Below are 12574 nucleotides of genomic sequence, written 5' to 3'. Positions count from 1 at the left end.
TGCCCCGCTGTTTGTGGGTCAGCCCAGTCTCAGGTGCCGTGGGGCGAGGGCGGCCAGGAAGTCCGGGGCGGGGAAGCGGGCGCCCAGCGAAGCGACGCCGGGGGTGGCGCCCTCGCCGTTCAGGATCCGGGTGGCTGCCTCCACGACCAGGGGTGCGGTCACCGCGTAGATGTCGCGGCCGCTCGCCACCAGGCGCCGTTCCGTGAGTCCCGACCGGGCGACGACCTCGACCAGGAAGGTCTGCGCCGAGCGGCCGTCCGCGTCCACCGCGACCGGTCCGGCCGGGTCCGGGTCGTGCAGGTCCGCGACGGCGTTGGCGGTCATGAGGGTGGCGATCTCGGCCGGGTCCAGGTGGGTCGGGATGACGGCGCTGTCGGCCGTGGTGAACTCGCCGACGACCGGCTGGGTGCCGACGGGTGCGGGGAAGGTCCAGTCGGTGCGGGGCGCGGCGCCGGGGCGGTACTCCAGCCGGTGGCCGGTGTAGACCGGGCGCCTGCCGTCGCGGCGTGCGGCCGAGACCCGGCCGGTTGCCCGGGTGCCGGGGGTGGGGCGCCAGCTGCTGAGGGCGTACGCGATGGTCAGGTGGTCCACCGCCCGGCCGGCGGCGGCCGCGGTCGCGAGGAGATCACCCAGGCCGCCGTAGAAGGCCGCCGCCGGCACGACCGGGATCGCGGCGTCGGCGAAGCCGGCGAAGGTGTCCGTGATGACCTCGAGTTCGGCGGTGACGTCGAGGTAGGGGATGCCCGCGCGGCTCGCGGCACGGATCGCCGGCGCGGCGGTCGTCGCGAACGGGCCGGCGCAGTTGATGAGGGCGTCGGCGTCGGCGAGCGCCTGTGCCAGGTCGGTGGCGCGACCACAGGGAACCGGTGTCAGGCCGCGCCGCCGCAGCTCGGCGACGACAAAACCGCCGGTGTGGCCGCCGGCCCCCAGGACCGCGATGTGCTTGCTCATGGTGCTCAGCGTCGCCCACCCCATCGGGTACGGACAGCGTCCGATCCGCCGTACCCCGTACAGTTTCGGACATGACCTCAGTCGCGGTGGCCGTCACGGACGGCACCCCGCTGTTCGAGCTGGCCGCGGCCTGCGAGGTCTTCGGCGTCGACCGGCAGCTGGCCGACCCGTGGTACGACTTCGCCGTCTGCGGCCCGGACGGCGCCGCCGTCGGCGGCTGGCTCACCGCCGGTCTCCGGTACGGCCTGGACGCGCTCGCCGGCGCCGACACGGTGATCGTCCCGTCGGTTCGCGACGTCGCCGCGCCGCCCCCACCGGCCCTGGTCGAGGCCGTCCGCGCGGCGCACGCGGCCGGCGCCCGGGTGGCCTCGCTCTGCACCGGCGCGTTCGTGCTGGCCGCGGCCGGGCTGCTCGACGGCCGGCGGGCCACCACCCACTGGGCGCACACCGCGCTGCTGCGCGACCGCCATCCGGCGGTCGAGGTCGACCCCGACGTGCTCTACATCGACGACGGCGACGTGCTGACCTCCGCGGGCAAGGCGGCCGGCCTGGACCTCTGCCTGCACCTGGTCCGGGCCGACCACGGTACGGCGGTGGCCAACGCGCTCGCCCGCACCCTGGTGGTGCCGCCGCACCGGGCGGGCGGCCAGGCCCAGTTCATCCCGGCCGCGCTCGGTCACGCCCCGGACCACGTGCTCGCCGGCCTGCTGCCGTGGGCGCTGGAACGCGTCGCGGAGCCGCTGACGGTGCGTGACCTCGCCCGCCGGGCCGGGATGAGCACCCGCCAGCTGGCCCGGCACTTCCACGCGGTGACCGGGGTGAGCCCGCTGCGCTGGCTGCTCACCCAGCGGGTGCGGCGCGCCCAGGAGCTGCTGGAGGTCACGGACCTGGGGGTCGAGCAGATCGCGGCGCGCACCGGGATGGGGACGGCGACGACGCTGCGCCGGCATTTTCACCAGCAGCTCGGGGTGCCGCCGGAGACCTACCGCCGCACCTTCCGGCCGGCGGGCTGACCGCGCCGGGTCTCAGGGCGGCGTGCCGGGGGACTGGTCGAGGTCGAGGCCGGCGGGCAGGTGGTCACCGGCGCCGATCAGGACGCCGGTGGCGCGGTCGACGTCGACCATCCCGAACAGGCCGAGCGCGGCGGCGCGCTGCTCCGGGAGCCCGTCGGCGTACCCGAGCAGGTTGCCGTCCGCGGCGGCGGCGCCGATCAGGTCGGTGAGGAACGCGGCGAGCGTGGCGGGATCGTCCGACTCGGCCGCGAGGAGGTCGAGGTAGCGGTGGGCCAGCTCCGCGCCGGCGGCCAGCAGGGCGCCGGCCGGGATGATCGTGCGCTCCACGACGTAGCGGGGATCAAGCCGGATCAGGGCGTCGTCGCCGAGCTGGACCGTCTCCGCCCGGTGGACGGTGGTCTGCCGCTCCGCGCGGTGCCGGCCACCGATCGCCTCGCGCAGCGCCCTCCTGAGGATGCCGGGATCGGCGCCCGGCAGGATCTCCTGGACCGGGCCCGATCGCAGCGGGTCGTCGGGCGCCACCACCGCCTGTCTGATGTGGACGTGGTCGACCTCGGTGAGCTCGCAGGGAGCGCCGGTCGTGGTCGAATCCTGGGGGTGCCCGGTGTGCGGAGGGAACAGCAGGCCGAGGCCCCGGGTGGGCGCCGGGGTGCTCGGCCGCAGGACGCCGACGCCGTGGTACTCGGGGCGGACCCGGGTCTCGCGGGAGGCGCCCGGCCAGCGCACCGGGTAGGAGCGGTTCGGCCTGGTCTCCACGTCCATTCCGGACCTGGCCAGGGCGGCCGGGGCGAGCGTGCGGAGCCGGAGGAGGACCCGGGTGTTCGTGGCTGGGTCCTTCGGGGTGACCGGGGGCTCGGCGGGCGGCGCGGGACGCTCGCGGACGCGGGTGGCCTCCCGGAACAGCGACCGCACGGTCTCGGCCGGTTTCGGCGGGGCGACGGGTCCGCGGGTGCGGGGTCCGTCGGCCGGTCTCGGCTGGGGGACGGGTCCGCGAGGATGAGGTGCCGCGGGCGGCTTCGACCGAGCCGCGGGTCCGCGGGTCGGGGGTGGCTCGGCGGGTCTCGGGTGGGCCGTGGGTCCGCGCGGGGGTCGGGCTTCCGGTGCGGGTCCGGAGCGGGCCCGGGGGACTTCCGGTGGTGTCGCGGGGCGTCCGGTCAGGAATTCCGCGAGGGGTGCGCCCAGGGCGGGCTCGCCCGGTGGCGCCGGGCGGGTGGGCTTGCCGGATCTGCCGTCGAGGCGTTGCGGGTCGAGGTCCGCGCCGGCGCCGGCATCGAGACCCGGCCCGGCCCAGAGGGGGCCTGCCGACGAGGGGTCGAACCGCGGGGGCACGTGGTAGACGTCCTGCTCCAGCGGGGGCTCGGGGGCCGCCTCCGGTATCTGCTCCGGCCAGGGCGAGATCTCGGGCTCGTTCCTCCGGCGAAAGCCTTCGAACACCGGGTGCTCCCATCGTCCACGCTCTGTCGAGCCTGACAGATCCACGGGACCGCGCACAGCGACCCGATCTGTCGTATGCCCGTCAATGCGGCGCGGTCAGCCGGGCGGCGGGTGTCAGGACGGCCGACACCGTCGCCCGGACCAGCTGGGCCGGGTCGGCGCAGGTCAGCTTGCCGTCCAGGAGCAGCACCGCCAGGCCGTGCACCATCGCCCACGCGCCGATCTGCAGGGCCGGCGCGGCGAGCCGGCTCGCCAGGATCTCGGCCGTCCGGGCGGAGGCGGCGTTCGCGGTGGGCCGGCCGTACATCAGCCGGAACAGGCCCGGGTGGGCCAGGGCGAACGCGACGTACTCCACCGCCATGTCCGGCACCTCCGAGGCCGCCTCCAGACGGTCCGCGAGCTGCGCGAAGCCGTGCGTCGCCAGGGCGGCCAGCAGGGCTTCCTTGTCCTCATAATGGCGGTACGGTGCGTTGGGTGAGACGCCCGCCCGGCGTGCCACTGCGCGCAGCGAGAAGGGCTCGTCGGCCTCGAGCAGATCCAGGGCGGCGTCGAGCAGCGCCGCCCGCAGGTCGCCGTGGTGGTACGGCCGCGAAGTTGACACTGCACACACCGCCTTCCTAATGTGCGCAGTGTATACATTCGCGATCTCCGGGAGGGCCCGTGTCCGTACGCTCCACCGAGGTCCGGCTGGCGGCCCGGCCGCACGGCTGGCCCACCGCCGAGACCTTTGCGATCACCCAGGTCGACGTGGCCGACCCCGCCCCGGGTCAGCTGCTGGTTCGTAACCTGCTGATGAGTGTCGACCCGTACATGCGCGGGCGGATGGACGACCGCAAGTCGTACGTGCCGCCGTTCCAGGTGGGGGAGGCGTTGCAGGGCGGCGCCGTCGGCGAGGTCGTCACGTCGACCGTCGACGGGTTCAAGCCCGGCGACCACGTGCTGCACGGGCTCGGCTGGCGCGAGTACGCCCTGGTCGACGCCCGTTCCGCCGCGAAGGTCGACCCGTCCGTGGCACCGCTCGGCGCCTATCTCGGCGTGCTCGGGATGACCGGGCTGACCGCGTACGCGGGGCTGTTGCGCACCGCCGAGTTCAAGCCCGGCGATGTGGTCTTCGTGTCCAGCGCGGCCGGCGCGGTCGGCCAGGTGGTCGGCCAGCTGGCGAAGCACCGGGGCGCGGCCCGGGTGATCGGCAGCGCCGGCTCGGCGGCGAAGGTCTCCTACCTCACCGGCGAGCTCGGCTTCGACGCGGCGTTCGACTACCACGACGGCCCGGTGCGCGAGCAGCTCAAGCGGGCCGCGCCGGACGGCATCGACGTGTACTTCGACAACGTCGGCGGCGAGCACCTGGAGGCCGCCATCTCGGCGCTGAACGTGCACGGCCGGATCACCGTCTGCGGCATGATCAGCGTCTACAACGCCACCGAGCCGACCCCGGCGCCGCGCAACCTGGCGATGCTGATCGGCAAGCGGATCACCATGCGCGGGATGCTGGTCGGTGACCATGCCGACCTGCGCGACGCGTTCGTGAAGGAGGTCGCGCCGCTGGTCGCCGACGGCACCATCCGGCACCGCGAGACCGTGTTCGAGGGTCTGGCGCAGGCGCCGGAGGCCTTCTTGGCGATGCTGCGCGGCGAGGGCTTCGGCAAGAACCTGGTCAAGATCGCCTGACCGGCGCCACGAGGGCCCGGCACCTGGGGTGCCGGGCCCTCGCCGTGCGCTCAGGAGTGCGGGCAGGTGTCCCGGTACTCCTGGATCGCCGAGCCGCTCGGTGCCGGGCAGAGGAACTGCTCGTAGCGGGTGTCGTTGTCGATGAAGCGCTTGAGCCACGAGATGCTGTACTTCGCCACCGTCACGTTCGTCGAGGTCGGCGCCGAGTGCGAGGCGTTGTTGAGCTCCAGGTACGCCTTGTCCAGGGTGCTCGGCAGGCTGGTGTAGAACGGCTCCGCGTGCGAGGCCACCGGCGCCACCGAGTCGCTCTCGGCCCCGATGATCAGGGTCGGCACCCGGTCGGTGGACCAGTTCTTGGTGCCGTGCCACGGGGTCAGCGGGATGGCCGCCTGCAGCGCCGGGCGGGTGCGGGAGGCGGAGAGGCTGCCGCCGCCACCCATCGAGTGGCCCATCACGCCGAGCCGGGTCGCGTCGATCCGGTCGCGGACGGTGCTGGTGCGGGTCAGGTAGTCGAGGGCGGCCAGCAGCTGGGTGCCCCGGCTGTCGGGCTGGTCGTAGACGCTGAGCGTGTCGATGGTGATCACCACGAAGCCCTGGGAGGCCAGCCGGGGGCCGAGCCAGGAGACGCTGGACTGCGAGGCGGTGAAGCCGGGCGAGATCGCCACCGCGCCGAAGGTGCCGGCGGCGGTGCTGGTCGGGTAGTAGATCGTGCCGCCGCCGAAGCCGGAGACGCTGGAGCGGGCAACGCTGAGCTGGGCAATCGCGAACGAGCCACGGCTGGCCTCGATGCTGGCCGTGGTCGGTGCGGGCCCCCGCTCGTACGGGTTGGCCGCCAGCGCGGGCGTGGCGGGTGCGGCGACCAGCGCGGCCACCAGGGCGACGGCGCCGAGCAGGTGTTTGACGGGATTACGCATGGACGGAGCTCCCTAGGGTGGGGAGGGATCGCGTCGTCGCCCGTGCCGGCGGGGGGTGGCCCGGGGGCTACGGACGTTCCGGCGGCCTCACCATCGAGGCACGTCAATGCTCTGTCACATTCGTTACTTGCCGGTAATCCCACCGACATCCTGGTCACGTCGATATGTACACGTGCACAGACGGACTTCTCGACCCGCCGTCAGCGGTCGTTGCCGGCCTCCCGGGCGGCCCGCTTGCGGGCGCGCTGCTCCTGGCTGTACCGCTTGCGGGCCGCCAGGTCGGCCTTCCACTGCTCGCGCGCCTCGGCCTCGGCGCCGTGCACGGCGTTCCGGGTCTGCGCGGGCCCGATCATCGAACGGAAGAACCAGTTGTCGAACTGCTGGTGGAACGCGCGCAGGAACCGGTTCCCGCTCGGCTTGTCGGGCATCGTCCGCCGCCTCCATAGGTAGTTGCCACACTGAATGGTTTGTGCACCAATGATTTGTACACCAACTATTGGTAGTCTAGCCACGGAGCTGAGGAGTGTGCGCATGAGTGACCCGGTCGACACCACCGATCCGCTGGCCCTGGAACAGCAGGTCTGCTTCGCGCTGTCGGTCGCCGCGCGCAGCGTCGTGGCCGTCTACCGCCCGCTGCTGGAGCCGATGGGCCTGACCCACCCGCAGTACCTGGTGATGCTGGCGCTGTGGCAGCGGGCGCCGCTGTCCGTCCGCGATCTCAGCGGCCTGCTCCAGCTTGATCCCGGCACCCTGTCACCGCTGCTGAAGCGGCTGGAGGCGATCGGCTACCTGCGCCGCGAGCGCGACCCCGCCGACGAACGGAGCCTGGCGCTCACGCTGACCCCGGCCGGGCAGGCCCTGCGCGCCCGGGCCGAGCAGATCCCGCCGGCCGTGGTGGCCCGCCTGGGCCTGCCGATCGAGGAGCTGCGCGGCCTGCACGCGGCCCTGACCCAGGTGATCGCGGCCGCCCGGCCGATCCCGGCGACCTGACGGCGGCGAGCGCGGCAGCCCGCCAGCGCGGTGGCCTGATGAGGGCGAAGCGCGTTCGCCGGCCCGGGTCGCGGCGGCCTGCCGGGGGTGAGGCTCGGTAGTCCGCTGGTCGCGGTGGCCTGATGAGGGCGAAGCGCGCTCGCCGGCCCGGGTCGCGGCGGCCTGCCGGGGCGAGGTGCAGCCGTGGCCACCCGATGTGGGCGGAACGCGGCCGGCCGTCAGCGGTCCCAGCCGTCGCAGCAGTCCGCCGGCTCCTCGGCCAGCAGGTCCAGCAGATCCGTACCGGTCTGGTCGTCGACCCGCAGCCGCGGGACCGCCACGACCAGGCCCAGCTTCGCGGCGCAGTCCTCGCCGAAGCCGTGCACCATCCGGTCCACCCGGGTGGGATGCCCGCACCGGGCGCACGGCTTCCGCGCCGGTCGGGGCGGCTCCGGGAACATCACCACGACCCCGATCCTGCCCGGCCGGCGGCACCGGACGGCGAACGTGGCTCACGTCCGGCGCGTCGCGCCGGCCGGCTCAGGTCCTGCTCACCGACCCGGCGCTGAGCCGGCCGCGCGGCCGGGATCCGGGGCGATGCCCCGGCTCAGGCTCCGGCCGGCGGCTGGGCCGGGTCGCGTGGGGACTCCCGGGTCAGGGAAGGGTCGGTGTCCGGCGGGAACCGGGAGGCCTCGGGCACGCTGGCCCGGCCCCGCGCCACCGGTGCCGGTGCCGGCGCCGGCGCCGGCGGAAAGGCCGGAGCCGGCGGAAAAGCCGGAGCCGGAGCCGGAGCCGGAGCCGGAGCCGGAGCCGGAGCCGGAGCCGGAGCCGGAGCCGGAGCCTGTGCCGGCACCGCCGCCCGCCCCTGCACCACCCACCGCCCCGGCGGATCCGCGACCGCCGCCGCCCCGGCCGGCTTCACCCGCGGTGCCGCCGCCCTGGCCGGCTTCACCCGCGGTGCCGCCGCCCTGGCCGGCTTCACCCGCGGTGCCGCCCCGGCCGGCTTCACCCGCGGCGCCGCCCCGGCCGGCTTCACCCGCGGCGCCGCCCCGGCCGGCTTCACCCGCGGCGGCGCCGCCCGCCGTCCCCGCACGACCGCGACCAGCACGAGCACCGCCGCCAGCCCGGTCACCATCCCGGCCAGCAGCACCAGAGAGCGCACCGGCGACGGCTCCGCCCCGCCGGGTGAGGCGGGCGCCGGAGCCGCCGGCACGATCGTGTCGCCCGCCAGCTGGAGGTCGCCGGTCGAGACCCGGACCGACACCCGCGACGGCAGCGTCGGCGGGGTCGGGAAGCGGATCAGGTACCGGCCGCGCAGGGTGGCCGTCACCTGGTCCAGCGCCGGGATCACCACGGGGTTGCCCGCCGGGGCGAAGAAGCCGCCGGTGCCCGCCGCCGCCTCCGCCCAGTACCCGCCGCCCGCGGTGCCTACCACGACCAGGATCGTGCCGCTCGCCCGGAACCGGGCCGCGAGGGTCGCGGCGGGCTCGCCGCCCGCGTTCGCCGCGGTCGTGTAGAGCAGCACCACCCGCCGGCCGGCCGCGGTGCCCGGGAACTGGCGCGCCGCCAGGCCGAGCGCCGCGGCGGTGTCGCGGTCGCCGCCGGCACGCAGGGCCGTGAGTGCCCGGACGACGCCGCTCGGCCCGCGTTGCCGCGGCACGGTCACCGTGGCCGGCGCGGAGTCGGCGATCACGGCCGCACCGGTGGTGGGCGGCGCCTCGAGGATGAAGCGGGCCGCGGCGCTGAGCCAGGCCGGCAGCGTCACCGCGCCCGCCTGCGAGGTGTCGACGACCAGCGCGACCGCGAGGCCGTCCGCCACGACGGGCACCAGGTCCGCCCGTTGCGGCGTGCCGGCGCGGGTCACCGAGACGCTGCGGCGGCCGGGGCGGGTGCTCGCGCTCAGGTCCACGACCAGCGCCGTGCGGGCGCCGGTGACGAGCACCGCGGTGACCGGCAGGGGCACCGGGGCGGCCGCCGCCGCCGGCCCGGGGGACAGGACCGCGATCAGCGTCAGGAGCAGGGCCGCGGCGCGGAGCCGCCGGCGCTCACGCCTGGTCGGCGTACACGATGACATTGTCCCGGTAGCTTCCTCGGGCGCGGTCGAAGCTGCCGCCGCAGGTGACCAGGCGCAGGGTGGGATCGAGGCTGGGCGCGTACACCAGGTCGGTGGGGAAGCGGGTCTTGGCGACCTGCGCCACCGTGCGGACCCGGAACGTCACCGTGCTGCCGTCCGCGCGGTCGACGGTGACCAGCGTGCCGGGGCGGACCCGGCTCAGCCCGATGAAGACGCCCGGGCCGGTGCGCGAGTCGACGTGGCCGAGGATCACCGCGGGGCCGGCCTGGCCGGGGCGGGGGCCGTCCCGGTACCAGCCGGCGACGTCCGACCGTTCCGGCACCGCGACCGTGCCGTCGGGGAGCAGGCCGAGCCGTTGCAGCTTGCTGTCGACGTGCAGCGCGCGGATCCGCAGCCGCACCGGCGCCGCCACGGTCGGATAGGTGCGCGCCGACCGGAACGACTCCGCTGGTGCCGGCCCACGGGCGGACGGCGTCGCCGTGGCGGGCGGGCCGGCGGCGGGTGGTGGCTGGGCGCCGGCCAGGGTGGTGCTGAGCATCAGTGTCAGCGCCGCGAGCGACCCCAGGCGGGCGTACCCGGGCATGTCAGCGGCGGGCCACGACGCCGGCGAGTCCGCCGTGGCCGGTCTCCGGGCCGCCGCGCGGGAGCCGCGAGGCGACCTCGGCGCCGAAGCCGTCGGCGAGCCGGCGGGCCAGCTCGAACATGTGCTCGTAGGTCCGGCCGGCGATGGTCTGTGCCTGCGGGTAGTCCCGGGCGGCGTAGGCGTCGGCGTGGCGCAGCAGCATCCGGTCGTGCTCCTGCAGCGCCGCGGACAGCCCGGCCTCGGTCATCCGGCCGCCGGTCGCGGGGGCCAGCAGCGCCGCCAGGCGCTGCTCGAAGTCGGGCAGCGCGGACCGGGCCTGCTGCTGCCGGTCGGGTTGCTCGGCCGCGGTGGCGCCCGCGTACGCGACCAGTTGCTCGACGTGCGGCGCCCACACGGCCTGGAACTTCTCGGCCACCGGCGCGCCGAACAGGGTGTCCACGGCGGCCGCCAGGTCCCGGGTGTTGCCGTTGATCATCTCGCCGGCGGCGGTGAAGTCCGGCGCGCTCGTCACCGCCGCCCGGGTCACGTCCTCCACCAGGACGGCGTGCTCGGCGAGCAGCTTGCCGAGCTGGGACCGCAGCCGCCAGATCGGCTCGCGCAGGATGGCCCGGTCGCGCCCCGGCAGCAGCGCGTACGCGAGCGTCAGGCCCAGGTCGTAGGTGTGCTGGTAGCTCTGCCGGTAGAGCTTGTCGGCGGTGGCGTAGTCGTGCTCGGCGTACGCGTCGGCCTGTTGTGTCAGATGGTCGACATGCATGAGGATCGCGCCGCGCGCCGCGGACCGGGACAGCCGGCCGTGCGAGGCCCCGGCGAAGAAGTCGGCCAGCTCCTCCTCGTACTCGATCAGCTCCTCGCGGGCGTGCGCCCGGGCGTCCGCGTCGTGCGCGGCCACCGCGGCGGCGTACGCGACCAGCTCCACCACGTGCTCGGACCACATCGGCCCGAACCGCTCGGCCGTGGCGGCGCCGAAGAGCTGTCCGATCAGGGCGGTCATCGCCTCGGTGTTCTGGCCCAGCGCGGCGTCCGCGGCCTGCACGAAGTTGTCGTCGCCGCGGATCCGGCTGCGCATCAGGTCGGCCGCCAGCACCGAGTGCTGCCCGAGCAGGGCCTGCAGGCGGACGGCCTGATCAGCCGCGGTGGCACGCAGCAGGCCTGCCGGACGGTGACCGCCGAGGGCCGCCGAGGCCGGCGGCGGGCCCGCCGCGCCGTGGCCGTCGTGGGTCGCGGCGCCGGGCGTCCGGGTGGCGGCCGCGGCCGGCCCGGCCGCGAGCACCGCGGCGAGCCCGACGCCCAGCATCGCGCGCCCTCGCCCGTGCCGGGCAGCTGTGTCTGTCCTCATCGCCGAGCTTCCTCATCGTCGAGGGATCGGTGGCCGATGGTGATGTGGCAGTCACCATACGCTCGCGTCGATGGCTGTCCAGTCGTCCGAGCGGCCACCGCCGCGTCCCCCGATCACCGGCCGTGGAGGGGACCGCCGACCCGGTCCCGGGCGAGTATCGTCGGGGTGCTGCTGACCACCGTCGACGTCCGAGGTGACGGCATGGCGCCGGAAGGACACCTGGTGGCCGGCCGCTACCGGCTCCTGCGTGTGCTCGCGGTCGGGGGCATGAGCCGGGTGTGGCTGGCCGATGACGAGCTGCTCGGCCGTCAGGTCGCGATCAAGAAATGCGCGCTCCCGGCCGGGCTCAGCACCGCCGAACGAGCCGTGCTCGGCGGTCTGACGATGCGGGAGGCCCGCGCCTTCGCCCAGGTCAGTGACCCCCACGTGATCCGGATCCTGGACGTGCTGCCGGGCGCGCACCAGCCCTGGCTGGTGATGGAATACGTGGCCTCCCGGTCGCTGCTGGAGGTCATCCGGGACGCCGGCCGGTTGCCGCCGGCCCGGGCCGCGACCGTCGGCCTCGCCGTGCTGCGCGGGCTGATCGCGGCCGGCCGCGCCGGGGTGCTGCACGCCGACGTCAAACCCGCGAACGTGCTGATCGGCGACGACGGGCGGATCGTGCTGGCCGACTTCGGCCCCGCCGTCACGCCGGAGGGCATCCGCACGCTGGCCGGCGCCGGGATCGTGCTCGGCTCACCCAAGTACGTGGCGCCGGAACGGCTCTCCGGCGGCGGCTGCACGCCGGAGTCCGACCTCTGGTCGCTGGGCGCGACGCTCTACCACGCCGTGGAGGGCCGGCCGCCGTACGTCCGGGAGAGCACGGAGGAGACGCTGCGGGCCATCGTCGACGGTGCGCCCGACCCGCCCCGGCACGCCGGTCCGCTGCTCGGGGTGCTGACCGGCCTGCTGCGGCACGACCCCGCGGAGCGGCTGCGGCCGTCCGAGGTGGAGGAACGGCTGCGGGAGATCGCGGAGGAGCCCGGCGCGGCGGTCCCGCCCGCCCGCGCCCGGCGGTTCGCCGGCCGCCCGGCCGCTGTGGCCGCGGCGCTCGCCGTGCTCGCCGCGCTGGGCGGGGCGGCCGCGGTCACCCGGCCCGACGGCCCGGCCGGCGACCGGCCTGCGGTCGCCGCGTCCCCGGCGCCCCGCGCGCCGTTCGTACTGCCCCGGGGGTACTGGTGGTGGGCCGACGCCGGTGACGTCCGGGTGGCCGTGCCGACCGGCTGGCGGCGTGGCCCGGACGCCGCCGGGGTGCTGTTCCGGCCTGCGGGCGGGGTGCCGAGCCTGCGGATCAGCCGATGGGTCGCGCCGCCGCAGGACGTGGTCGCGGCGCTGGTGACCGAGGAGAGGGACGTGCGGCTCGGGTCCTACCGGCGGCTGCGGATCGAGGCCCTGTCCCAGCCGCCGAACGCGGTGTGGGAGTACACGTTCCGGGAGCCGGGCGGCGAGCCGATGCGCGGCCTGCGGCGGGTGCTGAGCGTGAACGGCGACACGTACGTGCTCGAGTGGCAGGCGCCGCGCGACGACTGGGCCACCGCGCTGCCGAAGCTGGCCGTGGTGCTGGCCAGCTTCGGCCCGGCCTGATGCGGCGGT

Annotated in this window: 13 protein-coding genes; 4 read left to right on the top strand and 9 right to left on the bottom strand. The window is 75.7% G+C overall.

Going from position 1 to position 12574, the window contains the following annotated elements:
* Positions 1–18: 18 nt before the first annotated feature.
* Positions 19–951 carry a saccharopine dehydrogenase gene (locus ACIBQZ_RS15520; protein ID WP_396089268.1) on the bottom strand — a complete coding sequence of 311 codons (933 nt, stop codon included), beginning with the start codon at positions 949–951 and terminating at the stop codon, positions 19–21.
* A gap of 71 nt (positions 952–1022) precedes the next feature.
* On the opposite strand from ACIBQZ_RS15520, the gene ACIBQZ_RS15515 reads away from it, so the two are divergent.
* Positions 1023–1964 (top strand): helix-turn-helix domain-containing protein, encoded by a 942-nt coding sequence (locus tag ACIBQZ_RS15515; protein WP_396089267.1) that lies wholly within the window; start codon positions 1023–1025, stop codon positions 1962–1964.
* Positions 1965–1976: 12 nt separating this feature from the next.
* On the opposite strand, the gene ACIBQZ_RS15510 is transcribed toward ACIBQZ_RS15515, so the two are convergent.
* Both ACIBQZ_RS15510 and ACIBQZ_RS15505 read right to left on the bottom strand, forming a co-directional pair.
* Complete coding sequence (locus ACIBQZ_RS15510; RefSeq protein ID WP_396089266.1) at positions 1977–2876, bottom strand: hypothetical protein; 900 nt, start codon at positions 2874–2876, stop codon at positions 1977–1979.
* Positions 2877–3480: 604 nt separating this feature from the next.
* Positions 3481–3999, bottom strand: a complete 519-nt coding sequence (locus tag ACIBQZ_RS15505) for a TetR/AcrR family transcriptional regulator (protein WP_396089265.1) — start codon at positions 3997–3999, stop codon at positions 3481–3483.
* Between the two features lie 59 nt (positions 4000–4058).
* On the opposite strand from ACIBQZ_RS15505, the gene ACIBQZ_RS15500 reads away from it, so the two are divergent.
* Positions 4059–5066, top strand: coding sequence for an NADP-dependent oxidoreductase (locus ACIBQZ_RS15500; protein WP_396089264.1), 1008 nt, complete (start codon positions 4059–4061; stop codon positions 5064–5066).
* A gap of 50 nt (positions 5067–5116) precedes the next feature.
* Here ACIBQZ_RS15500 and ACIBQZ_RS15495 read toward each other — a convergent pair whose 3' ends face one another.
* Both ACIBQZ_RS15495 and ACIBQZ_RS15490 read right to left on the bottom strand, forming a co-directional pair.
* The gene (locus tag ACIBQZ_RS15495; protein ID WP_396089263.1) at positions 5117–5980 is read right to left on the bottom strand and encodes an alpha/beta hydrolase; all 864 of its coding nucleotides are present in this window, start codon (positions 5978–5980) and stop codon (positions 5117–5119) included.
* Positions 5981–6180: 200 nt separating this feature from the next.
* A complete protein-coding gene (locus tag ACIBQZ_RS15490; protein WP_396089262.1) occupies positions 6181–6408 on the bottom strand; it encodes a hypothetical protein in 228 nt (75 codons plus the stop codon).
* A 103-nt stretch (positions 6409–6511) separates the two neighbouring features.
* Between ACIBQZ_RS15490 and ACIBQZ_RS15485 the strand changes: the two genes are divergently transcribed.
* Positions 6512–6970 carry a MarR family winged helix-turn-helix transcriptional regulator gene (locus ACIBQZ_RS15485; RefSeq protein WP_396089261.1) on the top strand — a complete coding sequence of 153 codons (459 nt, stop codon included), beginning with the start codon at positions 6512–6514 and terminating at the stop codon, positions 6968–6970.
* Between the two features lie 218 nt (positions 6971–7188).
* Here ACIBQZ_RS15485 and ACIBQZ_RS15480 read toward each other — a convergent pair whose 3' ends face one another.
* From ACIBQZ_RS15480 to ACIBQZ_RS15465, 4 genes are all read right to left on the bottom strand, one after another.
* Positions 7189–7410 carry a hypothetical protein gene (locus tag ACIBQZ_RS15480; protein ID WP_396089495.1) on the bottom strand — a complete coding sequence of 74 codons (222 nt, stop codon included), beginning with the start codon at positions 7408–7410 and terminating at the stop codon, positions 7189–7191.
* Between the two features lie 146 nt (positions 7411–7556).
* Entirely contained in the window at positions 7557–9023 is a 1467-nt protein-coding gene (locus tag ACIBQZ_RS15475; RefSeq protein WP_396089260.1) for a hypothetical protein, read from the bottom strand.
* A complete protein-coding gene (locus ACIBQZ_RS15470) occupies positions 8995–9561 on the bottom strand; it encodes a class F sortase (RefSeq protein WP_396089259.1) in 567 nt (188 codons plus the stop codon). The genes ACIBQZ_RS15475 and ACIBQZ_RS15470 overlap by 29 nt, the downstream gene beginning before the upstream one ends.
* Before the next feature lie 46 nt (positions 9562–9607).
* The gene (locus ACIBQZ_RS15465) at positions 9608–10942 is read right to left on the bottom strand and encodes a hypothetical protein (protein WP_396089258.1); all 1335 of its coding nucleotides are present in this window, start codon (positions 10940–10942) and stop codon (positions 9608–9610) included.
* Positions 10943–11107: 165 nt separating this feature from the next.
* Between ACIBQZ_RS15465 and ACIBQZ_RS15460 the strand changes: the two genes are divergently transcribed.
* Positions 11108–12565: a serine/threonine-protein kinase gene (locus tag ACIBQZ_RS15460; RefSeq protein WP_396089257.1), complete on the top strand. Its 1458-nt coding sequence runs from the start codon at positions 11108–11110 to the stop codon at positions 12563–12565.
* Positions 12566–12574: the final 9 nt, after the last annotated feature.

It is taken from the genome of Actinoplanes sp. NPDC049599 (genome assembly GCF_044465625.1).
Classification (GTDB): Bacteria; Actinomycetota; Actinomycetes; order Mycobacteriales; family Micromonosporaceae; genus Actinoplanes.
This window is presented reverse-complemented; position numbering and strand designations above follow the sequence as displayed.